This is a genomic window from Achromobacter sp. Root170 (assembly GCF_001428165.1).
Classification (GTDB): domain Bacteria; phylum Pseudomonadota; class Gammaproteobacteria; order Burkholderiales; family Burkholderiaceae_B; genus Achromobacter; species Achromobacter mucicolens.
In genome coordinates this window covers 768,821-793,231 of the sequence record NZ_LMHN01000012.1, presented here as the reverse complement: position 1 = coordinate 793,231, position 24,411 = coordinate 768,821, and the positions used below count along the sequence as shown (strand labels likewise).

21 protein-coding genes and 3 tRNA genes are annotated in these 24,411 nt (G+C 65.8%); 12 read left to right on the top strand and 12 right to left on the bottom strand.

Annotation, left to right across the window (positions count from 1 at the left end; all coding sequences use genetic code 11):
- Positions 1-17 precede the first annotated feature (17 nt).
- The 6 genes from rbfA to scpB form a co-directional block, all read right to left on the bottom strand.
- Complete coding sequence (gene rbfA / locus ASD87_RS13810) at positions 18-419, bottom strand: 30S ribosome-binding factor RbfA (protein WP_056322392.1); 402 nt, start codon at positions 417-419, stop codon at positions 18-20.
- Positions 420-440: 21 nt separating this feature from the next.
- Positions 441-3,509 (bottom strand): translation initiation factor IF-2, encoded by a 3,069-nt coding sequence (gene infB / locus ASD87_RS13805; protein WP_056322389.1) that lies wholly within the window; start codon positions 3,507-3,509, stop codon positions 441-443.
- Positions 3,510-3,606: 97 nt separating this feature from the next.
- Complete coding sequence (gene nusA / locus ASD87_RS13800; protein ID WP_056322387.1) at positions 3,607-5,085, bottom strand: transcription termination factor NusA; 1,479 nt, start codon at positions 5,083-5,085, stop codon at positions 3,607-3,609.
- Positions 5,082-5,585 (bottom strand): ribosome maturation factor RimP, encoded by a 504-nt coding sequence (gene rimP, locus ASD87_RS13795; protein ID WP_056322384.1) that lies wholly within the window; start codon positions 5,583-5,585, stop codon positions 5,082-5,084. Before rimP ends, nusA begins: the two co-directional genes overlap by 4 nt.
- Before the next feature lie 479 nt (positions 5,586-6,064).
- Complete coding sequence (gene rluB / locus ASD87_RS13790) at positions 6,065-7,975, bottom strand: 23S rRNA pseudouridine(2605) synthase RluB (protein ID WP_235512692.1); 1,911 nt, start codon at positions 7,973-7,975, stop codon at positions 6,065-6,067.
- Positions 7,976-7,992: 17 nt separating this feature from the next.
- Positions 7,993-9,219 (bottom strand): SMC-Scp complex subunit ScpB, encoded by a 1,227-nt coding sequence (scpB, locus tag ASD87_RS13785; RefSeq protein WP_235512696.1) that lies wholly within the window; start codon positions 9,217-9,219, stop codon positions 7,993-7,995.
- Between the two features lie 69 nt (positions 9,220-9,288).
- Here scpB and ASD87_RS13780 point away from each other — a divergent pair.
- Positions 9,289-9,365: transfer RNA gene (locus ASD87_RS13780), tRNA-Met, on the top strand.
- Positions 9,366-9,470: 105 nt separating this feature from the next.
- Positions 9,471-9,746 (top strand): hypothetical protein, encoded by a 276-nt coding sequence (locus tag ASD87_RS26915; RefSeq protein WP_156403417.1) that lies wholly within the window; start codon positions 9,471-9,473, stop codon positions 9,744-9,746.
- 224 nt (positions 9,747-9,970) lie between these two features.
- On the opposite strand, the gene ASD87_RS13775 is transcribed toward ASD87_RS26915, so the two are convergent.
- The 3 genes from ASD87_RS13775 to ASD87_RS13765 form a co-directional block, all read right to left on the bottom strand.
- Complete coding sequence (locus ASD87_RS13775) at positions 9,971-10,876, bottom strand: LysR family transcriptional regulator (RefSeq protein WP_142050041.1); 906 nt, start codon at positions 10,874-10,876, stop codon at positions 9,971-9,973.
- A gap of 103 nt (positions 10,877-10,979) precedes the next feature.
- A complete protein-coding gene (locus ASD87_RS13770; protein ID WP_056322374.1) occupies positions 10,980-11,981 on the bottom strand; it encodes a GTP-binding protein in 1,002 nt (333 codons plus the stop codon).
- 90 nt (positions 11,982-12,071) lie between these two features.
- A tRNA-Asn gene (locus ASD87_RS13765) sits at positions 12,072-12,147 on the bottom strand.
- Positions 12,148-12,362: 215 nt separating this feature from the next.
- Between ASD87_RS13765 and ASD87_RS13760 the strand changes: the two genes are divergently transcribed.
- The 4 genes from ASD87_RS13760 (at position 12,363) to ASD87_RS13745 (ending at position 16,065) form a co-directional block, all read left to right on the top strand.
- Positions 12,363-12,438, top strand: a tRNA-Thr gene (locus tag ASD87_RS13760).
- A gap of 139 nt (positions 12,439-12,577) precedes the next feature.
- The gene (locus ASD87_RS13755) at positions 12,578-13,237 is read left to right on the top strand and encodes a response regulator (RefSeq protein WP_056322372.1); all 660 of its coding nucleotides are present in this window, start codon (positions 12,578-12,580) and stop codon (positions 13,235-13,237) included.
- On the top strand, positions 13,234-14,562 hold the full coding sequence (locus ASD87_RS13750; RefSeq protein ID WP_056322369.1) for an ATP-binding protein: 1,329 nt from the start codon (positions 13,234-13,236) through the stop codon (positions 14,560-14,562). Before ASD87_RS13755 ends, ASD87_RS13750 begins: the two co-directional genes overlap by 4 nt.
- A 63-nt stretch (positions 14,563-14,625) precedes the next feature.
- Positions 14,626-16,065, top strand: coding sequence for a DegQ family serine endoprotease (locus ASD87_RS13745; protein ID WP_056322366.1), 1,440 nt, complete (start codon positions 14,626-14,628; stop codon positions 16,063-16,065).
- 12 nt (positions 16,066-16,077) lie between these two features.
- Here ASD87_RS13745 and maiA read toward each other — a convergent pair whose 3' ends face one another.
- Genes maiA through ASD87_RS13730 form a run of 3 tightly spaced genes read right to left on the bottom strand, consistent with a single transcriptional unit; the run spans position 16,078 to position 18,225 of the window.
- A complete protein-coding gene (maiA, locus tag ASD87_RS13740) occupies positions 16,078-16,722 on the bottom strand; it encodes a maleylacetoacetate isomerase (RefSeq protein WP_056322364.1) in 645 nt (214 codons plus the stop codon).
- 49 nt (positions 16,723-16,771) lie between these two features.
- Positions 16,772-17,749, bottom strand: coding sequence for a 4-hydroxy-3-methylbut-2-enyl diphosphate reductase (ispH, locus tag ASD87_RS13735; protein ID WP_056322361.1), 978 nt, complete (start codon positions 17,747-17,749; stop codon positions 16,772-16,774).
- The gene (locus ASD87_RS13730) at positions 17,749-18,225 is read right to left on the bottom strand and encodes a peptidylprolyl isomerase (RefSeq protein ID WP_081100848.1); all 477 of its coding nucleotides are present in this window, start codon (positions 18,223-18,225) and stop codon (positions 17,749-17,751) included. Before ASD87_RS13730 ends, ispH begins: the two co-directional genes overlap by 1 nt.
- Before the next feature lie 50 nt (positions 18,226-18,275).
- Here ASD87_RS13730 and radC point away from each other — a divergent pair, with 50 nt between their 5' ends.
- From radC to ASD87_RS13700, 6 genes are all read left to right on the top strand, one after another.
- Complete coding sequence (gene radC, locus ASD87_RS13725) at positions 18,276-18,953, top strand: DNA repair protein RadC (RefSeq protein WP_056322355.1); 678 nt, start codon at positions 18,276-18,278, stop codon at positions 18,951-18,953.
- Positions 18,954-19,044: 91 nt separating this feature from the next.
- On the top strand, positions 19,045-19,671 hold the full coding sequence (gene kynB / locus ASD87_RS13720) for an arylformamidase (RefSeq protein WP_056322353.1): 627 nt from the start codon (positions 19,045-19,047) through the stop codon (positions 19,669-19,671).
- A gap of 144 nt (positions 19,672-19,815) precedes the next feature.
- Positions 19,816-20,664, top strand: a complete 849-nt coding sequence (kynA, locus tag ASD87_RS13715) for a tryptophan 2,3-dioxygenase (RefSeq protein ID WP_056322350.1) — start codon at positions 19,816-19,818, stop codon at positions 20,662-20,664.
- A 214-nt stretch (positions 20,665-20,878) separates the two neighbouring features.
- On the top strand, positions 20,879-21,145 hold the full coding sequence (locus ASD87_RS13710; RefSeq protein ID WP_008164119.1) for a type B 50S ribosomal protein L31: 267 nt from the start codon (positions 20,879-20,881) through the stop codon (positions 21,143-21,145).
- Positions 21,146-21,269: 124 nt separating this feature from the next.
- Complete coding sequence (locus tag ASD87_RS13705) at positions 21,270-23,000, top strand: glycosyltransferase family 39 protein (protein WP_056322348.1); 1,731 nt, start codon at positions 21,270-21,272, stop codon at positions 22,998-23,000.
- Positions 22,997-24,400 carry an MATE family efflux transporter gene (locus ASD87_RS13700; protein ID WP_156403416.1) on the top strand — a complete coding sequence of 468 codons (1,404 nt, stop codon included), beginning with the start codon at positions 22,997-22,999 and terminating at the stop codon, positions 24,398-24,400. The genes ASD87_RS13705 and ASD87_RS13700 overlap by 4 nt, the downstream gene beginning before the upstream one ends.
- Positions 24,401-24,411 lie beyond the last annotated feature (11 nt).

The following is a 24,411-nucleotide window of genomic DNA, read 5'->3' as shown; positions in this document are numbered from 1 at the left end:
CAGTGACGACAGCCCGATCAGGACTGGTCTTCTGGCTCGTCGGGTACGCCCGAGTGCGGGCCGGGGCGGTTTGCGCGGTCGATGAGGATCGACATCTCGATGCCACGAGCGACTTGCTCGTCGTGGAAGAAGCGCAAAGTGGGGACGGTATGGATGTGCAAAAGCTTGTAGAGCTGCGAATGCAGCCAGCCGGCCTTCTCGTTCAGCAAGGTGGCGGCGGCTTCGGGCTCGGCGCCCAAAACCGTGAACCACACCTTGGCATGCGCGTAGTCGGTCGACAGTTCCACACCCGAAATCGTGATCAATCCAGCGCGTTTGGTGTCGATCTCGCGCTGGATGATCCCGGCCAGATCCTTCTGGATCTGGTCGGCCAGCCGCAGATTGCGGCCGGGAATGGCTTTGGACTTGTGACGGCTCATTAACAATGCCTGGCGCCTGCTTTACAGCGTGCGCGCAATTTCCTTGATTTCAAAGACTTCCAGCTGGTCGCCCACCTGGATGTCGTTGTTGCCGCGCAGCGTCAGGCCGCAATCGAAGCCCGACTTGACTTCCTTGACGTCGTCCTTGAAGCGGCGCAGCGATTCGAGGTGCCCCGTCCAGTGAACCACGTTGTTGCGCAGCAGGCGGACCTGAGAATCGCGGCGCACGATGCCATCGAGCACCATACAACCGGCGATGTTGCCGAGGCGGGAGATGCTGTACACCTCGCGGATCTCGACCAGGCCGATGATTTCTTCCTTCTTCTCGGGCGCCAGCATGCCCGACATGGCGGCCTTAACTTCATCCACGGCGTCGTAGATGATGTTGTAGTAGCGCACGTCGATGCCGTTGTTCTCGGCAAGCTTCTTGGCGCTGGCGTCGGCGCGCACGTTGAAGCCGATGACGACGGCGTGCGAGGCGATGGCCAGGTTGATGTCGGTTTCCGAGATGCCGCCCACGGCGGCGTGCACGACCTGAACGCGCACTTCGTCGGTGGACAGCTTGACCAGCGATTGCACCAGCGCTTCCTGCGAACCCTGCACGTCGGTCTTGACGATAAGGGTGAGGGTCTGGGTGCCTTCGCCGAGGTTGTCGAACATCGATTCCAGCTTGGCGGCCTGTTGGCGGGCCAGCTTGACGTCGCGGAACTTGCCCTGGCGGAACAGCGCGATTTCGCGCGCCTTGCGCTCGTCGGACAGCGCCATCAGCTCGTCGCCGGCGGCCGGCACTTCGGTCAGGCCCTGGATCTCGACGGGAATCGACGGTCCGGCCGACTGGATCGGCTTGCCGTTTTCGTCGAGCATGGCGCGCACGCGGCCAAAGCTTGCGCCGGCCAGCACCACGTCGCCGCGCTTGAGCGTGCCGCTCTGCACCAGGATCGTCGCGACCGGGCCGCGGCCCTTGTCCAGACGGGCTTCGATGACCAGGCCCTTGGCGGGCGCGTCTTCCGGCGCCTTCAGTTCCAGCACTTCGGCTTGCAGCAGCACGTTTTCGAGCAGATCGTCGATGCCTTGGCCAGTCTTGGCGGACACGCCCACGAACGGCACGTCGCCGCCGTATTCTTCAGGCACGACCTCTTCGGCAACCAGTTCCTGCTTGACGCGGTCCGGGTTGGCGGCGGGCTTGTCGATCTTGGTCACGGCCACGACGATGGGCACGCCAGCAGCCTTGGCATGGTGGATGGCTTCACGCGTCTGGGGCATCACGCCGTCGTCGGCGGCAACCACCAGAATCACGATGTCGGTCGCCTTGGCGCCGCGGGCACGCATGGCGGTGAACGCCTCGTGGCCCGGGGTGTCCAGGAAGGTGACCATGCCGCGCTCGGTGCGCACGTGATAGGCGCCGATATGCTGCGTAATGCCGCCGGCTTCGCCCGCGGCAACCTTGGCGCGGCGGATGTAGTCCAGCAGCGAGGTCTTGCCGTGGTCGACGTGGCCCATGACGGTCACGACCGGCGCGCGCGGCAGCTGTTCGGCTTCGGATTGGGTGGCGGATTCGTCCAGGAAGGCTTCCGGATCGTCCAGCTTGGCGGCGATCGCGACGTGGCCAAGTTCTTCGACCACGATCATGGCCGTTTCCTGGTCCAGGACCTGGTTGATGGTGACCATCTGGCCAAGCTTCATCAATTGCTTGATGACTTCGGCGGCCTTGACGGACATCTTGTGGGCCAGGTCGGCGACGCTGATGGTTTCCGGCACGTGGACTTCACGTGCGATGAATTCCTGCGGCGCCGGCTCGTTGCGGCGGTCGTTCTGCTGGTTGCGGCCACCACGGCCGCCCGACTTGCCACCGCCCTTGCCGCCTGCACGCCAGCCATCGCGGCTGGCCGGGGCTGCCGGCTTGTCGGCGGGCTTCTTGCGCGACGAATCGTCCGACCAGGTCGACGACACTTCGGCGGTCTTGATGGTCTTCTTGGCGCCAGGCGCGGCCGGCTTGGCGTCCTTCTTGGCCGCGGGCGCGGCGCCGGGCTTGCCGGCGGGCTTGTGCAGCGTGCCGGAGATCGGCGCGGCAGCGGGCGCTTCCGGTTCCGGCGCGCGCAGCACCTTGCGGGGACGGTTCAGCATTTCGCGCAGCGCGGCGGCCTCGGCCTCGGCGGCGCGGCGGGCTTCGTCGCGGCCAGCGGTCGTGGCGGAAGCGGCCAGCGGCGGCCCGGCGCGACGATTGTCGGCGCGCGAGGCTACCTTGGGCGCAGCGGCGGGCGCGGCGGCCTCGGGCTTGGCGGCGGGCTTCACGGATTCGGATTTCGCGGCAGGCTGCGCCTGGGCGACAGGCGCGGCGGCCTGGGAGGAAGATGTTTCGGACTTATTGGCTAGCACAGCAGGTTCCGGCTTGGCTTCTTCAGCCTTGGGCTCGGTGGTTTCAGTCTTGATTTCGGGCTTGGCCTCTTCGGCCACGGGCTCGGCAGGAGCAGGCGCCGGCGTCGGTTCGGGTTCAGGCTGGGCCTGAACTTCGGGCGCTTGGGCCTCGACGGGGGCGGGCGCTTCGGCCGCGACGGATTCGGTTGCCGCGGGCGCTTCGGCCGGGGCGGCGGCTTCGACAGCGGCGGGCTCCTGCTGCGGCGCTTCGGCCTGGGCGGGAGCTTCGGCCTCTACAGACGCCGTTTCGCGAGGTTCGGCGGCGGCGGGCGCCTCGGGCACTGCGGGCGCGGCCGGAGCGGAAACCTGCGGAGCGGCTTGCTCGGCAGCTTCCTCTTCGGGACGGGCCGAGGCAGCCTGCTCCAGGGCGAGTTCGGACGGGTCGCGCTTGACGAAGACGCGCTTCTTGCGCACTTCGACCTGGATCGTGCGCGAACGGCCCGTGGCGTCGGCTTGCCGGATCTCGGAAGTCTGGCGGCGCGTCAGCGTGATCTTCTTGCCTTCGGTTGCGCCGTGTGCGCGACGCAGCGATTCGAGCAATTTCGCCTTGTCGCTGTCGGTGACGGAATCGTCAACCGATTTGAGGTCAACGCCAGCCGAACGCAGCTGATCCAGCAGCACGTTGGCAGGCATTTTCAGCTCGGTAGCGAACTGGGCGACGGTATTACTCGACATTAGGCTCTCTCTTCCCTATAGGCAGCTATTACAAACAACGTGAACTTGCGGTGGACGAAGCGGCAGCATCCTCCACCGCAGACCCGTGTCCTTATGGTTATTCTTCGTCGAACCAATGGGCACGGGCACGCATGATGAGATCGCTGGCTTCCTGTTCGGTCAGACCGGCGATTTCCGCCAGCTCGTCCGTTGCCAATTCGGCCAGATCATCACGCGTATGCACTTGACGCTCGGCCAGCTTGGCGGCCAGTTCCGGCGTCATGCCTTCGAGTTCTAGCAGATCCTGTGCGGTCTCAAGGCGCTCTTCCTGGGCAATTGCCTCGGTCAGCAGCGCATTGCGGGCACGGGCGCGCAACTCATTGATGGTGTCTTCGTCAAACGCCTCGATTTCCAGCAGTTCCTGCATGGGCACGTAGGCGATTTCCTCGATACCGGTAAATCCTTCGTCGATCAGGATGTCAGCGACTTCCTCGTCGACGTCCAGCTTGCTCATGAACGTGGTGCGCAGACCCGAACGCTCGACTTCCTGGCGATTCAGGCTTTCTTCCGGCGTCATGATATTGATCTGCCAGCCGGTCAGTTCGGACGCCAGGCGCACGTTCTGGCCCTTGGCGCCGATGGCCTTCGGCAGGTTTTCCTCGTCCACCACGACGTCCATCGCATGCTTGTCTTCATCGACGACGATGGATTCGACGTTGGCCGGCGCCAGCGCGCCGATGACGAACTGCGCGGGGTCTTCCGACCACAGCACGATGTCGACCTGCTCGCCGCCGAGTTCGTTGCGCACGGCGGTCACGCGCGAACCGCGCATGCCCACGCACGTCCCGATGGGATCGATACGCTTATCGTATGCCACGACGGCGATCTTCGCACGCACGCCGGCATCGCGGGCAGCAGCCTTGATCTCGAGCAGACCCTGCTCGATCTCGGGCACTTCGTTCTCGAACAGCTGGCGGATGAACTCGGGCGACGTGCGCGAGAGGATGACCTGCTGGCCACGCGCGGCGTGGTCCACACGCAACACGAAGGCGCGCACGCGATCGGCAACCCGAAGGTTTTCCTTGGGGATCATCTCGGAGCGCGGCAGGCGCGCTTCGATCTTGCCGGTTTCAACGATGGCGTCGCCCTTGTCCATGCGCTTGATCGTGCCGGAAACGATGGTTTCACCACGGTCCAGGAAGTCGTTCAGCACCTGTTCGCGCTCGGCGTCGCGGATCTTTTGCAGGATCGCCTGCTTGGCGGCCTGGGCACCGATGCGGCCGAATTCGATGGGCTCCAGGGGCTCTTCGATGTACTCGCCTTCCTTGATGCCGGGGACGATTTCCTCCGCGTCCGACAGCATTTCCTGCTTGTCGGGTTCTTGCAGGCCGGCCTCATCGGGCACGACCAGCCAACGGCGGAAGCCTTCGTGGTCTCCCGTTTCCCTATCGATGGAAACACGAATGTCCGCATCATCCTTGAAGCGCTTTTTCATGGCCGAGGCCAGCGCACTTTCGAGAGCGCCGAACACGACGTCACGCGTGACGTTCTTTTCACGCGCCAAGGCATCGACCAACAGAAGAATTTCGCGACTCATCGCTTTTTGCCCTTGAAATCCAGAACGGGATCCAGTTTTGCACGCTCGATGTCTTCGACCGTGAAATTCAACACCTGGACTTCGTTCTTTTTTGCCTCAAATTCGAGACCGAACACGGTCTTGTGCATGCCAGCAGCCGCGTCGGAAGCAGCGGCGTCGTCTTCCGGCACGGTCAACGTGCCCGAGAAGACCTTGCGGCCGTCCAATGCTTCGCGCAGCTTGATTTCGATGCGCTCGCCTGCAAACCGGCGGAACTCGGCCTCGGTGCGCAGCGGGCGATCCACGCCCGGCGACCCGACCTCGAGGCGCTTGTAGTCGATGTTCTCGACCTCATAGACCCGCGACAATTGGCGGGACACCTGCTCGCAGTCTTCGATGCGCACACCGCCGACCCGATCGATCGTGACGCGCAAAAGACCCAGGGCGGCACGTTCCACGTCGACGAGTTCGACGTCCATGCCGGCCAGAGCCTCTTCGGTCAATGCGAATAAATCAGCCATATACTCAAAAAAAATGGGCTGCACGCCCAGCCCACCGATATTGCACAGAGCCCAGCCGCTTCCCTACTGCACGTAAGGAGCAATGCTGGGCAGTGCCCTATATTGCGACCTAATTTTTGGCTTGCGCCGTCCTGACTGCCCGTCCCGGTCTGGCCGGGGTCGGGATCAATGCCGTGGCGCCTGTGCGCCGTCCGCAGATAGCGGCTCGCTCCAACGAGACTGCTGCAAGCAGCGCCCCTGGGCACGCCAACACGCCAGCACAAAGCCGAGCGCCCGGTCGGCACACATGCAGCCGACGTGCTTTTTGCGGTAAAGCGCACTTGAGAAACCAGTGCATCCAGCAAAAAGCCATGACGCGAAGCCATGAAAACCATTGATTTTACCAGATAAACGGGAAAATCGCCTGATTCGTCACGGGCTTACGTTTATATGGGACGGATGCGGGGCGGCAGCGCGCTCAGCGGGCCGCCCTGCGGGGATCAGCGGCCCTGACGTCCCCGGCCGCCACCCACGACACCCAAGCGGGATTCGTGCGCCGACGCACTGCGCGGCTGCCAATCGTCGCCCCGCTGACCGCCTTCGCTGCGGGCGCCGCCCGCACGCGGCGTGCGCGGCTTGCCGCCCGCGCCGGGACCCTTGTTGTTGCCGCCGGCGCGTGCGCCTTCGGCCTTGTTGTTGCCGCCGGCGCGTGCGCCTTCGGCCTTGTTGCCGCCGCGGCCGCCGGCAGCCGGCTTGCCCCCGCGCGCCGCATTGCCGCCGCGCGCGCCTGCCGGTTTGTTGCCGCCCGGCTTGCCGCCGCCCGGCTTGCCACCGGACTTGCCGCCGGGCCTGCGGCCCGCGCCAGCCGGCGCTTCCGCCATGCCGCCAACCGCCGGGTTCACGCCGGCGACATTGCCGCCCGCCGGGCTGCTGGCCATCGGGTTACCCGGGCCGGCGTTCGCTGCGGCGCGAGGCCCGCGGGCATTGCCGCCCGAGCGTCCACCCGCCTTGCCGCCCGACTTACCGCCCGCCTTGCCACCGGGCTTGCCGGCGCCAGCGGGCCGCGAACCCGGTTTGCCCTTGCGATTGCCGAAGCCGCCCTCGCCCGAGAGCGGATGGCCGTTGGCATAGCCGCCAGCAATCATCAGGCCGGTGCCGAACGGATCGGACGGACACGCCGCGGCCTGACCCGCGCTGCCCACACCGCCGCCCTGCAGCTTGCCGCGGCGCCCGATGCGGGCGCCATTCATGCCATTGCGGTCCAGCGTGCCAAACCCCGGGGGCAGCGCGCTGTCATGCGATTGCGGCTGCTTGGAGCGGCGGCGGTTGCCGGACGAATCGTCGTCGTCACGCAACAGCCCCAGTTGCACCATCAGCGCGGTCACGAGAGACGCATCCAGTTCGTCCCAGCGGCCACGGCGCAGCGTGCGCGGCAGCACCACATCGCCAAAGCGCGTACGGATCAGGCGGCTGACCGTGACGCCAACCGCTTCAAACATGCGGCGCACTTCCCGGTTGCGGCCTTCTTGCAGCGTGACGCGATACCAGCGGTTGCTGCCGTCGCCACCCAGATAATCCAGCGCGCCGAACGCGGCCAGACCGTCTTCGAGTTCGATGCCGTCCACCAGCGACTGGCGCTGCGCTTCGTCCATTTCGCCCAGGACACGGACGGCGTACTCGCGTTCCGTGCCATAACGGGGGTGCATGATCCGGTTGGCCATGTCGCCCGACGTCGTGAAGATGAGCAGGCCTTCGGTGTTCAAGTCCAGGCGGCCCACCGAGAGCCACTTGCCGGTGCGCAGCTTGGGCAAACGCGCAAACACGCTGGCACGGCCGCCGGGGTCGTCGTGGCTGACGATCTCGCCGGCGGGCTTGTGATACAGGATCACGCGCGGCGGCTTCTTGGTGTTGGCGCGCATGATGGGCTTGCCGTTGACGCGGACCTGGTCGTTGGGACCCACGCGCTGGCCAATATGCGCCGGCTCGCCGTTGACGGACACGCGGCCCGCCACGATCAGTTCTTCCATTTCACGGCGCGAGCCGATGCCGGCGTCGGCCAGCACCTTGTGCAGCTTGGGCATGACCGCTTCGCTGTTCAGGTACTTGCCCAGGCGCTGTTCCATGCGGTCAGCCGTGTCCAGGTAGGACAGGGCCTGTTCGGCCTCCTGCTCGCCGCCACGGGAGTCCGCGGACTCGACCGGCGCGGCGGCCTGGCCTTCGGCGGCGGGGGCCTGCTCGGCGGCGGCATCGCCACGACGGCGGCGGAACGGCGTCCTCAGTTTGCGGCCGCGGCCGCGGGCGCCGGCATCGCCTTCGGCGGCCGGTTCGCGCGCGCCAGAGGATTCCGGCGCGCCGGCAACGGCGTCATCCGAACGGGGGGTGTCGTCCTGTATTGCTGTATTCGTTGTCACTGGGACAGCTCCGAATTTCAAACTTGGGTAGGCCTGCCGGGAGCAGGCTCGTCATCATCTGGGGACGCCGAATCCGGTCCAGACCCGGACCGTTCGGGGTCCGCCTCTTCCGGCGCCGCGTCGGCGGCTTCGGCGTCGGGCTGAACAGCCCCGCCAAGACCATGAACGGGCTCACGCCTGGCGTCGCCAGGGGCCTCGGCATCGGTCTTGTCAGTCGGGTCAGTCGGTTCCGCGTGTTTTGCGTTCTCGACTCTTTCCTTTGCAGCACCGGCCTCGGAGGCATCGGCGGCCATATCGGAAGTGTCGTTGCCAGCCCTGTCGTCGGGAAGATCGGACGAGAGCGGCGTATTGGACAAGCCTTCGGCTTGCTCCCGGACGGTGGATTCGTCGGCGGGATCCGCGCCTTCTTCTGTGCGCGAAAGCTGGGATTCTACGCTATCGATGGCCGCCATGGGGGCCTCGTCTTCCGAAACAGACAATTCCGCAACAGGGAAGTTCTCGCGGTTTTGTTCGTCGAGGCCAGCCAGAGGCAGATTTTCGCCTTCGGGCGCCGCCTGCTCCGGCTCAACATCCGAGCCCGGCTCTGCGCCATCGGCGCCAAGCGTGGCACCTTCTTGGGCCACCTCGCCTGCTGGCGCGGCGCCCTCGCCTTCGGCCTGTTCCGGCCCCTCGCCCAGCACCTGCTGCACTTCGCCCAGATCCAGCCCGGCCAGTGCGGCGGCCGCGTGTGCGGTTTCCAGCGGCGGCAGCTCGTCCAGCGCGCGCAGCCCCAGATCGTCCAGGAACTGACGCGTGGTGCCGAACAGCGCGGGGCGTCCCGGCGCGTCACGATGGCCGATCACCTCGATCCAGCCACGGTCTTCGAGGGCCTTGACGATCTGCGACGACACCGTCACACCCCGGATGTCTTCGATATCCCCGCGCGTCACGGGTTGGCGCCAAGCCACGATGGCCAGCGTTTCCATCACGGCGCGGGAATATTTAGGCGGCTTTTCCGGGCTTAGACGCTCCAGATAGCGCTGCATGCTGGGGCGGCTCTGGAAACGCCAGCCGGAGGCAAGCTGCACAAGTTCCAACCCGCCGTCGGCCCAGTTGGCCTGCAACGTCTCCAGCAGCCGGCGCACGGCACTGTTGTCGAATTGTTCATCATCCCCGAACAGCTTGCGCATATCGGAAATCTGCATCGGCTGCACCGCGCACAGCAGCGCGGTTTCCAGCACGAGTATTGCCTCGCTATCGTTCATCGACATCCAAATTCAAAAAGGGGCTAACTTGCGCTTGGTTTAAAATAAGGTTAATATTCTTTTCTCAGACGCGGGGTGGAGCAGTCTGGCAGCTCGTCGGGCTCATAACCCGAAGGTCGTAGGTTCAAATCCTGCCCCCGCAACCAATTCGATGAAGGCTCGGCATTCGCCGGGCCTTTTTCATTTGCACGGCCAAATTGAATGCGCGAGAAACCGGCATTCGATTTGCGAATAAACCCGCGGCGGCAGACATGTTCGCGCGCAAACACCCGGGCCGCCGCATGAGCGGCGGCGCAACAGTCGATGTTGGCTTGCGAAATTGTCACTGGGTTCCTGTTTACCGCCGCGCCGGCGCCCATAAGGCGGAACGTCTGCCGCTGCTGCGCAGCAGCGGCAAACGTCTGAGCAAAATCCGGTCTGAGCAAAATCTGGAAAAGCTGGCGCCAGCTATGCCGACGCCGGTCGCCAAAATGGCTGCGGAACGCGCCGGAACCACCGGCACCAAGCGTTATCCGCGAGAGTATTGATCGCAACGACTAGAACCAACAGGCATCGGCCACAGCCGCGCGACGCAATAGCGCCACTGCCAGACAGACACTCCCACTGGCACACCCCCATGCGCAAACCGAGCCGTGCTGCGGATTGCGCCGGCCTGCCACCAGGCCGGAATGATTCTTAGGTTTTTTTAGGTCAAATGCCGGCAAATTATACCGCCATATATTGCGCTCTCAAGCTGCGGCGCACCCGGAGCCTAGGCTGCCGGCCTGTCCCACGGCGCCGATCCCAGCCGCTCGGCAAGATAATCCAGCATCGAGCGCAAAATCAGCGGCATTTGCCGGCGCGAGGCATAAACGCCATAGATGCCAAGTTCCTGAGGCTTGCACTCGCGCAGGATGACCTGCAGCTTGCCGGACGCAATGTATTCGGCCGCGTAATAGGTGGGCAACATGGCGATGCCCGCCCCCTCCACCGCAGCGGACGACAACACGGACACTTCATTGGCGCTGATGTTGCCGCCGACCGGCACATCGACCGGCTCGCCGTCGCGTTCGAAACGCCAGAGGCTTTTACCGAAATAGGAATGCGTCAGGCAGTTGCGCAATGACAGATCTTCGATGCGCGCCGGCACGCCTTCGCGCGCCAGATATTCCGGGGATGCGCAAACCACGGAGCGGCACACGGCCAGCTTGCGCGCAATCAGGTTGGGATCGAGGTCGTTGGTGATCCGCACGGCGAGATCCACGCGCTCTTCCACCAGATTGACCGCCCGCTCCACCAGCATCAGGTCGACCGACGTGCCGGGGTGCCGCTTGACGTAGTCGGTGACAGCCGGCGCCAGGTGACGGGCGCCAAAGGACATGCTTGTGGTGATGCGCAGCAGGCCGCGCGGCGTGTCTTCGGGGGTGGCGACGGCGCTATGCAGGTCGCCGACCATATCCAGCATCTGGCGGCAGCGCGGCAGCGTTTCGGCGCCGGCCGGCGTCAGGCTCAGGCGCCGCGTGGTGCGATGCAAAAGCCGCACGCCGACCCATTGCTCCATCTCGGCCAGGTAGCGAGACACCATGGCCCGCGACATGTCCAGATGGACGGCGGCCGCCGACAGGCTGCCCCGGTCGGCAACCTCGACGAACACCTGCATGGCTTTCAGTCGATCCATCTTCGTCTCGGCACGGGCATCAGACCGTACCGGTTATACCGTATTTCCGCGCCGCATCCGCAACGGAATATCGATCAATGAAACGGGGTCCTTCGAAAGGAGATCAGGCCGCGGGCTGACCCAGCGCCTCGCGCACGGCCCCGGCCACTTCCGTCTCCGCCACCCCACGCACGATGAGCACCAGCCGCGACGCGCGCGATTCGTCCGGCCACGCGCGCAAGGCCTGCAGCGGGTACAACTCGCCATGAACGCCATGCACCTCGCAGGGCATCGAATCACCCTCGAAGCAGATCAGCCCCTTCATCCTGAGCAACCCCTGCCCATAGCGCTCCTGGATCCGGGCCATGCCCGCCAGAAACGCTGCCCGACCGACGGGCGCCTGCAACGTGATCGACACACTGCCCACGCCCGCATGCCGAGCGCCCGGCGGCGTGGAAAAGGCCGCAAGCCAATTGGAGGCAATCACGCCATCCTGCCGCGCAAAAAGATCCGGCGCCTCGCGCAGCATGAGCGCAAGCGGCTCGTCCGGGCGCTGCACGCACCGCCGCGCGCCGGGATTGACGGCGGCAATCGCCCGCTCGACCTGCTGCACTTGCGCCTGATCGGCCAGGTCGGACTTGCTGACCACGACCGTGTCGGCGAGCGCCAGCTGCCGGGCCGCCTCGGGCTGCGTCTGCAACTGTCCGGCGCCATGCGTCGCCGACACCACCACGATCGCGCCCCGGTACACGTAGCGTTCGGCCAGAAACCGGTCATGCTTGAGCGTGAAGAGAATGGGCGCCGGATCCGCGAGGCCGCTGGTTTCGATGACGACGTGCCGAAACGGCTTGATCTTGCGCCCAAGCGCCGACATGAACAGATCGCGCAAGGTGTCGACCACCGAGCCGCTTACGACGCAGCACAGGCAGCCGCCCTCGACCAACACGACATTGTCCGGGGCGAGCCGGACCAGATGATGATCGACCCCGATATCGCCGTATTCGTTGACGATGACCACCGCGCCGGCATAGGCGGGCTCTTGCAGCAGGCGATTGAGCAGCGACGTCTTTCCGCTGCCCAGAAAGCCGGACACCACGGTCACGCCCACGCGCTTGTCGTCACTCATGCCGATTCGACCCTTTGATGGACGCGCAACGGCGCCACGCCGCAAAAACCAAAAGGGCCGCTCACTTGCGTGAGCGGCCCAACATTCTTTTGGCTCCCCGAGCTGGGCTCGAACCAGCGACCTGCGGATTAACAGTCCGTCGCTCTACCGACTGAGCTATCGGGGATCTGCCAAGACCGAAATTATGAACTAAAAATTCATCGCGTGCAAACGCCATCTTTTTCCGGATTTTTTTCACTCCTTGTTTCCCATCGCGAAAAAACTCTGATATGATTTCGGTCTTTCCAGATCGGGCCCCAAAAAAGGCAGCGAACGGGAAAGAAAAAAGATGTTTTGCTTAGCGCTTTCCGGCTTGGTCCAGAAACAAAAGCAAATGGTCTTGCCGGCATAGCTCAGTTGGTAGAGCAGCGCATTCGTAATGCGAAGGTCGTAGGTTCGACTCCTATTGCCGGCACCAGATTTCCAAAAAGCAGCCCTCTCGGGCTGCTTTTTTCATTTCCGCCCCCTATCCTCGTCCCGCCCGCCCCGCCCCAGCCGGGAACTCGGGCTGATCGCCGCGCGTCCAACCCCCTTGGACCACCCCAGCGGAAAAAACCATGCGCATTCTTCTCGTGGAAGACGACATGATGATCGGCGAAAGCGTGCTGGACTGCCTGCGCGCGGAACACTACGCCGTTGATTGGGTCCGGGACGGCAGCGCAGCGGACTCGGCGCTGCGCACCGACCCCTATGACCTTGTCCTGCTCGACCTGGGCCTGCCCAAGCGCGACGGGCTGAGCTTGCTGCGCGACATGCGCACGCGCAAGGACCGTACGCCGGTGCTCATCGCCACCGCGCGCGATGCGGTCAGCGACCGTATTGCGGGACTGGACGCCGGCGCCGACGACTACATCGTCAAGCCGTACGACGTGGACGAACTGCTGGCTCGCATGCGGGCCCTGATCCGCCGCAGCGCGGGCCGGGCCGAACCCATCTTCGAACACGAGGGCATCACCATCGACCCGCAGTCCCATGCCGCCATGGTCGACGGCTCGCCGGTCACGCTGACCGCCCGCGAATGGGCGGTGCTGGAACCCCTGATCGCCCGGCCCGGCATGATCTTCTCCCGCGCCCAGCTCGAAGAAAAGCTCTACAGCTGGAAGGAGAGCATCAGCAGCAATGCCGTTGAGGTTTATATTCATGGCCTGCGCAAGAAACTGGGTCCGAACCTGATCCAGAACGTCAGAGGCGTCGGCTATGTCATCCCCAAAACATGAGCATTCCGCTTAGCTACTCGCTGAGAGCCCGGCTGCTTTTCTTTCTGCTGGCCGCCATCGCGGTCGGCGCGCTGGTGCAAGGCGCAATCGCCTACCGCAGCACCTTGGCGCAAGCCGACGACATCTTCGATTCGCTGCTGCAGCGCACGGCGCTGTCGCTGGGCACCGGCGACGGCTTGCTCAGCACGGGGCCGACGCACGCGCGTGGGGCGGGTTCGCCGGTTGCCGACGATCTCATCATCCAGATCTGGACGCCGGACGGCCTGCGGGTCTTCAATTCGCGCTCCCGCCTGCGCCTGCCCAGCCAGATCGTGCTGGGGTTTTCGGATGCCAGGCTCGAGGGCGAGACCTACCGCGTGTATTCGCTGGCCACGCCCTTCCAGGTGATCCAGGTGGCGCAGGATATGCGCGTGCGCAAGAACATGGCCAGCGCGCTTGCCCTGCGCACCGTCGCGCCGATCGCCGCGGCCGCGCCGCTGCTGATGCTGATCATCTGGTGCGTCGTGAGCTGGTCGCTGCGGCCGGTCAAGCGCGCCCGCGCGCAAGTGGCCTCGCGCCAGCCCGAAGACCTGTCGCCCGTGAGCGTGCGGGGGCTGCCCGATGAAATCCGCCCGCTGGTGCAGGAACTGAACCTGCTGCTCGAACGCATGCGCGGCGCCTTTGCCCAGCAGAAGCAATTCGTGGGCGACGCGGCGCACGAATTGCGCTCGCCATTGGCGGCATTGCGCCTGCAGATGCAGGCGCTGCAGCGCGCAACCGACCCCGAGGCCCGCCAGATTGCCGAACAGCGCCTGGCCGCGGGCATCGATCGCGCCACGCGGCTGGTCGAGCAGTTGCTGTCGATGGCGCGCCAGGAAGGCGCGCAGGCGCAGACGCCGCTTGCGCCCGTGGATCTGGCCGACGTGCTGCGCCAGGCCGTATCCGAGACGCTGCCGCAGGCGAACGCCAAATCCATCGACATTGCGCTGGACGGCGAGACGCAGGTGCAGGTGCGCGGCAATCGCGATGCGCTGGTGCTGCTTGCGCGCAATCTGCTGGACAACGCGATCAAGCACTCGCCTGCCGGCGGGCGCGTCGGCATCCGCCTGGACCGCACGCCGGACCGGGTCTCGCTGCTGATCGACGACGCGGGACCGGGCATCCCCGTCCACGAACGCGAGCGCGTGTTCGACCGCTTCTATCGCGCCGAAGGCAACACGACGCATGGCAGCGGGCTGGGGCTGGCCATCGCGCGCACCATCGCCGACCGCCACGGCGCCACCATCACTTTGGAAGATCCGCCTGCCGGCCAGGGCCTGCGCGCACGCGTGGATTTTCCTGCTTAAGTTTCCCCTAAGTGTCGGGCCTGAAGATAGCGCCATGTCCCCAACATGATCGCAGGAGCCGACATGAAGACCACGCAAATCAAACCCTCGCGCCTCATCATGGCGCTGCTGGCCGCCGGCGCCATTGGCGGCGCAGGTGCCACTGCCTTGACCGGCAGCGTTTCGATGGCTGCCGACGCCCCCACCGCGGCTTCGCAGCCGATCAGCGCGTCCGTGCCGCCCAATTTCGCGCAGATCACGCGCGAATCCGGTCCGGCCGTCGTCAACATCAGCGTGAGCGGCACACGCAAGGTGTCCGCCGCCGAGAGCGACGACCCGTTCGCCCAGTTCTTTGGCCAGATTCCCGGCTCTCGCGGCCGCGCGCCGGCCCGTGAAGTACCGATGCGCGGCGAAGGCTCGGGCTTTATCGTCAGCTCGGACGGCATCATCCTGACCAACGCGCACGTGGTCCAGGACGCCAAGGAAGTGACCGTGAAGATGACCGACCGCCGCGAGTACAAGGCCAAGGTCCTGGGCGCCGATCCGCAGACCGACGTCGCCGTCATCAAGATCGAGGCGAAGAACCTGCCGGTGGTCAAGGTGGGCGACGTCAACAAGCTGCAGGTGGGCGAATGGGTGCTGGCCATCGGGTCGCCCTATGGCCTGGAGAACACCGCCACCGCCGGCATCGTCAGCGCCAAGGGCCGCTCGCTGCCGGACGACACGTCGGTGCCGTTCATCCAGACCGACGTGGCCGTGAATCCCGGCAACTCGGGCGGCCCGCTGTTCAACGACCGCGGCGAAGTCGTGGGCATCAACTCGCAGATCTACAGCCGCACCGGCGGCTTCCAGGGTCTGTCGTTCTCGATCCCCATCGACCTGGCTTACAAGATCAAGGACCAGATCCTCGAGCACGGCAAGGTGCAGCATGCGCGCCTGGGCGTGACGGTCCAGGAAGTGAACCAGGACCTGGCCGATTCGTTCAAGCTGGATTCGCCGTCGGGCGCGCTGGTGTCGAGCGTCGAAAAGGGCAGCGCGGCGGATAAGGCCGGACTGCAGCCGGGCGACGTGGTGCGCAAGATCGACGGCAAGACCATCGTGTCGTCGGGCGACCTGGCTTCCACGATCACCATGGCCGCCCCCGGCGAGAAGATCAAGCTGGACGTGTGGCGCAATGGCGGGCAGAAGGAAATGGTCGCGACGCTGGGTGGCGTGCCCAAGGACAAGACGCAGGCGTCGGCCGACGGCCAGGAAGTGCAGCGCGGCCAGCTTGGGCTGGCGCTGCGCCCCCTGAGCCCGCAGGAGCAACAGGAGGCCGGTGCGGAAGGCTTGCTGATCGAACGTTCGGCCGGCCCCGCCGCCAAGGCTGGCATTCAGCCCGGCGACGTGCTGCTGTCGCTCAATGGTGTGCCGGTGCACAACGTCGGCCAGGTGAAGGCCGAGTTGTCCAAGGCGGGCAAGACCGTGGCCTTGCTGGTGCAGCGGGGCGAAGACAAGATCTTCGTGCCGGTGCAGATCGGCTGACCGGCCGCTGTGTCACTCCGCGTCGGGCTGGTTGCCCGGCGCGGCCTTTTCGAAAGCCGGCAAGGCCCGGCACGCCGCATCGATGCGCAGCACATTGGGCATGGCCGACAGGTCACACTCGAAGCGCTGCGCATTTGCCACTTGTGGCACCAGGCACAGGTCCGCGATGGTGGGCGTGTCGCCGTGGCAAAACTGGCCCGTGGCGCTTGAGCCGGCCAACTGGGCTTCCAGGGCTTCGAGCCCTTGATGCACCCAGTGCTTGTACCAGGCGGTCTTGGCCGCTTCGTCCACGCCCAGCGTGTGCTTCAGGTACTTCAGCACGCGCAGGTTGTTCAACGGATGCGTGTCGCAGGCAATGCCCAGCGCCAGATCGCGCACCCGGGCGCGGCCGATGGCGTCGGCCGGCAGCAGCGGCGTCTGGGGATGGGTTTCTTCCAGGTATTCGATGATGGCCAGCGATTGGCCGATGACCGCATCGCCGTCGACCAGCGCCGGAACCAGCGCAGTCGGATTCACCTTGCGGTAATCGGCCGACAGCTGCTGGCCGCCGTCCTTCAGCAGATGGACCGGCACGTATTCGTAGGGCAAGCCCTTCAGGTTCAAGGCGATGCGCACGCGGTAAGCGGCCGAGCTGCGAAAGTAGCTGTAGAGCTGCATGAAGTCTCCTCGGTGTTCTTGTGGCGCCGCCCGCGCGGGCGGCGCTTGTTCATTCCAGCGATTCGGTCTGGGCCGCCTTGCGCGACAAGCCCTTGGGCAACGGGAACGCAACGTTTTCTTCAAGCCCCGGCATCTTGCGCACCGAGACGGCGCCCAGTTCCTTGACCCGCGCAATCACCTGCTGCACCAGCACTTCCGGCGCCGAGGCGCCCGCGGTCACGCCAATGCGCTTGCGGCCAGCCAGCCAGGCCGGATCGATGGAATCCGCGCCGTCGATCAGATAGGACGCGACGCCCTTGCGCTCGGCCACTTCGCGCAGCCGGTTGGAGTTCGAACTGTTCGGGCTGCCCACCACCAGCACCAGGTCGCATTCAGGCGCCATGACCTTGACCGCGTCCTGCCGGTTCTGCGTCGCATAGCAGATGTCGCTCTTCTTTGGCTCGGCAATGTTGGGAAAACGCGCCTTGAGCGCCTGCGACACGGCGGCCGCGTCGTCGACCGACAGCGTGGTCTGCGTGACGAAGGCCAGGTTTTCCGGGTTTGCGACATCAAGGCCGGCCACGTCCTCGACGGTTTCGACGAGATACATGCCGCCCTGCGCCTGCCCCAGGGTGCCCTCGACCTCGGGATGGCCCTTGTGGCCGATCATGATGATCTCGCGGCCGGCCGCGCGCATGCGCGCGACTTCGATGTGGACCTTGGTGACCAGCGGGCAGGTGGCGTCAAACACTTGCAGGCCGCGCGATTCGGCTTCGGCGCGCACGGCCTTGGAGACGCCATGCGCCGAAAACACCACGATGGCGCCCGCCGGGGCGTCCTCGAGCTCGTCGATGAAGATGGCGCCCTTGGCGCGCAGGTCTTCGACGACATAGCGGTTGTGAACGATCTCGTGGCGCACATAGATGGGCGCGCCGTGCAGTTCGATGGCCCGCTCGACGATATCGATGGCGCGATCCACGCCTGCACAGAAGCCGCGCGGCTGCGCCAGCAGGACTTCGGCGTCGGAGGCGGTGACAGCCTGGCTCATCAAAGCACTCCCAGCAGCGCGACGTCCACTTTCAGGCTGATGCCCGCCAGCGGATGGTTGAAATCGAACAGGGCCGAGTCGTCGTTGATTTCCTTCAGGACGCCCGAGTACCGGCCCCCGTTGGGCGCGGTGAATTCGACCAGGTCGCCGGGTTCGAAGGTGGCATCCGGACCCGCGTGTTCGGCCAGCATGGCGCGCGTGACGCGCTGGATGAGTTCGGGGTTGCGGTCGCCATAGGCATCGGCGGGCTCGATGGTGACGCTGAACTTGTCGCCTTCGGCGCGGCCGACCAATGCGGCCTCAAGGCCGGGCGCCCATTGGCCGCTGCCCATTTGCAGCGTGCCGGGCCGGCCGTCGAAGGTATCCGTGAAGATGGAGCCCGCGCCCGGGCCGGACGCCAGCGTGATGCGGTAATGCAGCGTCAGGTAGGAATCCGGACGGACCAAAACGTTCACTTCATTAGAGGCGATGCTCACGATCTGCCACCGTATGGGTATTTGAGTAAACCCTGATTTTAGAGCCTCTTATGAAATTGTCCGTCCGGCTGCCAAAACAAGACCGTCCCCGAGAGCGCATGCTGCGCCACGGGGCCGCATCCATCCAGGACGCCGAGCTGCTTGCCGTCGCCCTGCGCACGGGCATTCCGGGGCTGAATGTGGTGGATCTGTGCCGCCAGCTGCTGGACCGGTTCGGCGGCCTGCGCGGCCTTTTAAGCACCTCGCCCGAGGAACTGATGGCCGTCGCCGGCCTGGGCTCGTCCAAGGCCTGCACCCTGGCGGCCTTGCTGGAACTGGCGCGCCGGGCGCTGGAAGAAGACCTGGTCAGGGACATCGCCATGAACCACCCGACCCGCGTGAAGCAATACTGCAAGGCGGCGCTCGGGCATCGCCAGGTCGAGCACTGCATCGCGCTCTACCTGGACGCCCAGCTGCGCCTGATCGCCACCGGCGAACTGGCGCGGGGCACGCTGTCGCAGGCGGCGGTCTACCCCCGGGAGGTCGTGCGCGAAGCCTTGCGCCACCACGCGGCGGCCCTCATCGTGGCGCACAATCATCCATCGGGCGTGGCCTCGCCAAGCGCGGCTGACCAAAGCTTCACCCGGCACCTGAAGCAAGCCCTGGCGCTGGTGGACATCCGGCTGGTCGACCACCTGATCGTCGCGGGCGGCTCGGCGCTGTCGATGGCCGAGCTGGGCTGCCTCTGACCGCAACGCGGGCCGGAATTCCGTTAGACTACCGCCCGATATTGTTTTAGGCTTAACCTAATTTCGGCCCTCGCGACCCTTCTTGCCTGCCATGAAACGCCTGTGGGACATTTCCCCGCCCGTCTCGACGGCATCGCCCGTGTTTCCGGGCGACACGCCGTACCGCCAGCAATGGAAGTGGTCGCTCACGCCTGGCTGTCCGGTCAATGTCAGCGAAATCACGCTGTCGCCGCACATCGGTGCGCATGCCGACGCCCCGCTGCACTACCAAAACGGGGCCGCAGCCATCGGCGCGGTCTCGCTTGAACCCTTTCTGGGCCCCTGCCGCGTCATCCACGCGATCGACTGCGGCGCGCTCATCACCATCGATCACCTTGCCCATGCGGCGCACAACCTGCCGCCCCGCGTGCTGGTGCGCACCGCCAAGCATGCCGCGCAGGACTGGTGGACGGACGACTTCTCCGCCTACGCGCCCCAGACGATCGAATGGCTGGCCGAACGCGGCGTCATGCTGATCGGTCTGGACACCGCCAGCATCGACCCCGCTTCCAGCAAGACCCTGGACAGCCACCACACGATCTTGCGGCATGACATGCGGGTACTGGAGAACCTGGTGCTCGACGACGTGCCGGAAGGCGATTACGAGTTGATCGCCTTGCCGTTGGCGCTGGTCCAGGCCGATGCCAGCCCGGTCCGCGCGGTCCTGCGCGAACTGTAGGCTGATTTGCCTGCCTGGGAGCGGCTGCGCGACTGCAGCCGCCCCGCCTGGAGAATCGACCATGCAATTGCTATTCGCGCCCCACTGGCGCACCCTGCCCGCATCCGCCCGCCGCGCCGCCCCGCCCTTCCCCGGAGGCCGCGCATGAACCAGAACGAACGCCCCGAAGACATCGTCCACCAGGAAAAAGCGCAGCTCGATTTCGCGCGCGACATGACCTACGGCGATTACCTGCATCTGGACGAACTGCTCGGCGCCCAGCATCCGATGTCGCCCGAGCACAACGAAATGCTGTTCATCATCCAGCACCAGACCAGCGAACTGTGGATGAAGCTTATGCTGCACGAGCTGCGCGCGGCGATCGCCAGCGTGGCGGCGGACCGTCTGCAGCCCGCCTTCAAGATGCTGGCGCGCGTCAGCAAGATCATGGAGCAGCTCGTTCACGCCTGGGACGTGCTGGCCACCATGACGCCCCCCGAATACTCCGCGTTGCGTCCCTATCTGGCGCGGTCGAGCGGATTCCAGAGCTACCAGTACCGCCAGGTCGAATTCCTGCTGGGCAACAAGAACGCGGCAATGCTCAAGCCGCATTCGCACCGCGCCGACCTGCTGGCCCAGGTGCAAAGCGCCTACGAGGCGCCGTCCCTGTATGACGAGGCGCTGCGGATGCTGGCGCGAAATGGCCTGGACATTCCCGCGGACTACCTGGAGCGCGATTGGACGCAGCCCTATCAGGCGTCTGCGGCGGTTGAAGCCGCGTGGCTGGCGGTCTACCGCGACACGGACCGCTACTGGGCGCTGTACCAGCTGGGCGAAAAGCTGACCGACCTGGAAGACGCCTTCCGGCTGTGGCGCTTTCGCCACGTGACGACGGTCGAACGGGTCATCGGCTTCAAGCGCGGCACGGGCGGCACGTCCGGGGTGGATTACCTGCGGCGCATGCTGGAAGTCGTGCTGTTTCCGGAAATCTGGAAGCTGCGCACGGATCTCTGACGTTCTCTCGCGTCAAGGCGCCCGGGCCGCAGGCTGGCCCAGGCGCCCACTTACGGCTGGCCGAGGGCGATATCGCGTGCTAGAATTCGGGGTTACTTTTTGGATACGTGGCTAGCGCCTGTCGCGCCATTTGGTGTAGGCAAACCCAACCCAGGCAGCTGTAGCTGGCGACCCTAACTCTTGAAAAAGACTCGACCGAGTCTAGGAAAGCACCATGAAAGAAGGCATTCACCCCGAATACCGCGAAGTCGTCTTCGCCGACCTGCAAACGGGCAACAAGTTCATCACCCGTTCCACCGTCCAGACGCGCGAAACCGTCGAACTCGACGGCAAGACGTACCCGCTCTTCAAGTGCGACGTGACCTCCGAATCGCACCCGTTCTACACTGGCGCCCAGACCCGCATCGTCGAAACCGGCCGCGTGGAAAAGTTCCGCGCCCGCTTCGCCCGCACTGCTGGCACGGTCAAGTCCGCTTCCTGATCCTGTTGCTCCTGCGGGAGTCACAGCAAAAAGGCAGCCTTCGGGCTGCTTTTTTTTCCCCCCTTGACGCCGGACAATCGGTCAGGGGGTGGCGCATTCCGACCACTCGGTTACATTAACGCCCGTGTCCCCACTTTCCATTTCCACCCCGGCCCGGCTGACGTCGGTCGCCACCGCAAAACTGCCCCGCCTCATCCTGCTGGGCCTGTCCCTGGCCTACATCGTGGCCGGGCTGTTCATGCGCGACCCGTGGAAAACCGACGACGCCGTCGGACTGGCGACCATGATCACCGCGATCCGCGAAGGCGGCCTGACCTGGCTGCTGCCGCAGGTGGGGCATCTGGCGCACGCCGAGGAAGGTCCGCTGATCACGTGGGTGGGCGCGATCAGCATCTGGCTGTTTGGCCCGTTCATCGGCGACATCACCGCCGGCCGCCTACCCAACCTGCTGTGGTTCGGGATCACGGCCTCGAGCGTCTGGTACGGCACGTATCTGCTTGGCCGCCGCGCCGAGGCCCAACCGCTGGCGCTGCCCTTCGGCGGCGAACCCGAACCCCGCGACTATGGCCGCATGCTGGCCGACGCCGCCCTGCTGCTGCTGCTCGCCACCGTCGGCATCCTGCAGCGCACCCATGAAACGACGGTCATGCCCGCGATCATGGCCTGCCAGGCGCTGGCGTTCTATTCGCTGGCCCGCACCGTGGACCGCCCCGTCACCGGCTCCACTACGCTGGGCATCGCGCTGGCCGCCAGCTTTCTGACGCGCGGCTGGGTCGGCGCCCTGCCCATCATGATCGGCGCGGCGCTGGCCTTCTATCCGCGCAGCCCGCTCTGGAAATGCAAGCGCTGGCTGCTCTGGGCCGCAGTGCTGGCCGCCGGCCTGATCCTCGCCTGGTGGATCCCGGCCAGCCAGGGCAGCGAATACTGGATCCGCAACTGGAAGACCTGGAACCTGTCGTCGTTCGCCATCCCGGGCCTGCACGACGCCGCCCGCACGCTGCGCGACCTGCCGTGGTACCTGTGGCCGACCTGGCCACTGGCGCTGCTGGCCATCTGGCGCTGGCGTGCCTGGATCTACGCCCCGCACATCTGGGTGCCCCTGATGCTGCTGGCGTGCTCAACCGTCATCCTGTTCTTCGTGGACGAGGCCGGCGATTCCGAATTCGTGCTGCTGGCCGTGCCGTGCGCGGTGCTGGGCGCGTTCTCGCTGCCCACCCTGCGCCGCGGCGTGGTGAACACGCTGGACTGGTTTGCCGTCATGTGCTTTTCGCTGACGGTGGCCACGGCCTGGCTCGGTTGGGTGGCGCTGCATTTCCATTGGCCGGCGCAGATTTCCCGCAACATCGCCCGCCAGACCACCGGCTATGAGCCCGTGATCTCGTGGGTGGCCTTTGCCCTGGCCGTCCTTTTCACGGTGGGTTGGATCGTTCTTGTCGTATGGCGGCTGCGCGTGCGCCCGCAGGCGCTGTGGCGCGGCACGGTGCTCTCGGCTGGCGGCCTGACCGTGACCTGGATCCTGCTGGTGCTGTTGTGGCAACCCGCGGTGGATTACGCGCGCAGCTATCGCACCGTGTCGGGCCAGCTGGCCGAGGCCATCGCGCAGCACAAGCGTCCCGGCGAGTGCATCCGCGGCCTGAGCCTGGGCAGCGGTCAGCGCGCCTCGTTCCTCATCTTCAACAACCTGTCGTTCCCGTTCGACACGCGCTGCACGCTGGTCCTGCAACAGACCACCAACCAAAGCCTGCGCGACGGCACCGCTGCCTACAGCGAAGGCGCCGAAGTCCTCTGGCAAGGCGGCCGCCGCGCCGACCGTTCCGAAACCTTCCGCCTGCTGCGCACCGGCGCCAAGCCATGACCCCTGCCATGACGGCGCCGATGACCTTCGGCGCCACCCTGCGCGGGATCCTCAAGCAGGCCTGGCCCGTGCTCATCAGCCAGTGGGCCAGCATTTCGTTCGGCGTGCTGGACACCGCCATGACGGGGCATTCCAGCCCCGACGACCTGGCGGCGATGGCGCTTTCCGCTTCCATCTACATCACGATCTTCGTCGGCCTGATGGGCGTCGTGCATGCCCTGATCCCGATCCTGGCGCAGCAATTCGGCGCCGGCAACAACCTGGAAGTCGGCAAAAGCTGGGGCCAGGGCGTGTGGCTGGCGCTTGGCCTGTCGGTCGTGGGCGCGGTGCTGATGCTGTTTCCGGACATGTGGCTCTTCATGTCGGGCGATGTTGCCCCCGGCGTGCGCGACCGCATCGCGTCCTACCTGCAGGCGCTGGTCCTGGCGCTGCCCGCCGCGCTGGTGTTCCGCACCATCTATGCGCTGGGCACCGCGGTGTCGCGGCCCAAGCTCGTCATGGCCATCAACCTGTCCATCATCGGCTTCAAGGCGCTGTTCAACTGGATCTTCATCTACGGCAAGCTGGGCCTGCCCGCGATGGGCGCGGCCGGCGCGGGGCTGGCCACGGCCGTGGTGTCCTGGATGAGCCTGGGCCTGGGCCTGTGGGTGATCACGCACGACCGCTACTACCGCCGTTTCCAGCTGCGCATCGGCAAGCCGGACTGGAAGGCGCTCAAGGAACTGCTGCGTCTGGGCGTCCCGATGGGCGGCTCTTACCTGGTCGAGGTGTCGGCGTTCACCTTCATGGCGCTGCTGGTGGCGCGCGAGGGCACCTTCGTGACCGGCGGGCATCAGATCATGTCGAACCTGGCCGCGCTCTGCTACATGATGCCGATGGCGCTGGGCGTGGCGACCGCCGCGCTGACGGCGCAGGCCATCGGCGCGGGCAACTACGCGCATGCGCACCGCACCGGCATGGCCGGCCTGGCGCTGGGCCTGATAGGCGCGCTGCTGACGGCCGCCGTGCTGCTGATCGGCCGCCCGCTCATCCTGGCCGCCTACACGGACGACGCCGCGGTCGCTGCCGTGGCGACCACGTTGCTCGCCGTCCTGCCGCTGTTCCATCTGTTCGATTCGATGCAGTGCATCAACTCGTACCTGCTGCGCGCCTACAAGATCGCCGTCGTGCCGCTGATCCTGCAGACGGTCGCGCTGGCCGGCGTGGGACTGGTGGGCGGCTGGTGGTTCGGCTTCGGTCCCGGCCAGGGCGGCATCGACGGCCTGCGAGAGCTGCTGGTGCCGGGATCGCCGCAAGGCGCCGGCAGCATGTGGCTGATGGCCATGTTCGGCCTGGCGTTGTCGGCCGCCCTGCTGCACTTCTGGTACCGGCGGATCCTGCGCACCGTGGGTCAGTCGTGACGGCGCAATAG

What these genes read in the sequence shown, in the direction of transcription:
- scpB (WP_235512696.1), bottom strand. Translation starts at nt 9,219, where the DNA reads ATGAACGATAGCGAGGCAATACTCGTGCTGGAAACCGCGCTGCTGTGC.
- rimP (WP_056322384.1), bottom strand. Translation starts at nt 5,585, where the DNA reads ATGGCTGATTTATTCGCATTGACCGAAGAGGCTCTGGCCGGCATGGAC.
- kynB (WP_056322353.1), top strand. Translation starts at nt 19,045, where the DNA reads ATGAAACGCCTGTGGGACATTTCCCCGCCCGTCTCGACGGCATCGCCC.
- ASD87_RS26915 (WP_156403417.1), top strand. Translation starts at nt 9,471, where the DNA reads ATGTTCGCGCGCAAACACCCGGGCCGCCGCATGAGCGGCGGCGCAACA.
- kynA (WP_056322350.1), top strand. Translation starts at nt 19,816, where the DNA reads ATGAACCAGAACGAACGCCCCGAAGACATCGTCCACCAGGAAAAAGCG.
- ASD87_RS13770 (WP_056322374.1), bottom strand. Translation starts at nt 11,981, where the DNA reads ATGAGTGACGACAAGCGCGTGGGCGTGACCGTGGTGTCCGGCTTTCTG.
- ASD87_RS13775 (WP_142050041.1), bottom strand. Translation starts at nt 10,876, where the DNA reads ATGGATCGACTGAAAGCCATGCAGGTGTTCGTCGAGGTTGCCGACCGG.
- ispH (WP_056322361.1), bottom strand. Translation starts at nt 17,749, where the DNA reads ATGAGCCAGGCTGTCACCGCCTCCGACGCCGAAGTCCTGCTGGCGCAG.
- nusA (WP_056322387.1), bottom strand. Translation starts at nt 5,085, where the DNA reads ATGAGTCGCGAAATTCTTCTGTTGGTCGATGCCTTGGCGCGTGAAAAG.
- ASD87_RS13750 (WP_056322369.1), top strand. Translation starts at nt 13,234, where the DNA reads ATGAGCATTCCGCTTAGCTACTCGCTGAGAGCCCGGCTGCTTTTCTTT.
- ASD87_RS13700 (WP_156403416.1), top strand. Translation starts at nt 22,997, where the DNA reads ATGACCCCTGCCATGACGGCGCCGATGACCTTCGGCGCCACCCTGCGC.
- ASD87_RS13745 (WP_056322366.1), top strand. Translation starts at nt 14,626, where the DNA reads ATGAAGACCACGCAAATCAAACCCTCGCGCCTCATCATGGCGCTGCTG.
- maiA (WP_056322364.1), bottom strand. Translation starts at nt 16,722, where the DNA reads ATGCAGCTCTACAGCTACTTTCGCAGCTCGGCCGCTTACCGCGTGCGC.
- ASD87_RS13755 (WP_056322372.1), top strand. Translation starts at nt 12,578, where the DNA reads ATGCGCATTCTTCTCGTGGAAGACGACATGATGATCGGCGAAAGCGTG.
- infB (WP_056322389.1), bottom strand. Translation starts at nt 3,509, where the DNA reads ATGTCGAGTAATACCGTCGCCCAGTTCGCTACCGAGCTGAAAATGCCT.
- radC (WP_056322355.1), top strand. Translation starts at nt 18,276, where the DNA reads ATGAAATTGTCCGTCCGGCTGCCAAAACAAGACCGTCCCCGAGAGCGC.
- rbfA (WP_056322392.1), bottom strand. Translation starts at nt 419, where the DNA reads ATGAGCCGTCACAAGTCCAAAGCCATTCCCGGCCGCAATCTGCGGCTG.
- ASD87_RS13710 (WP_008164119.1), top strand. Translation starts at nt 20,879, where the DNA reads ATGAAAGAAGGCATTCACCCCGAATACCGCGAAGTCGTCTTCGCCGAC.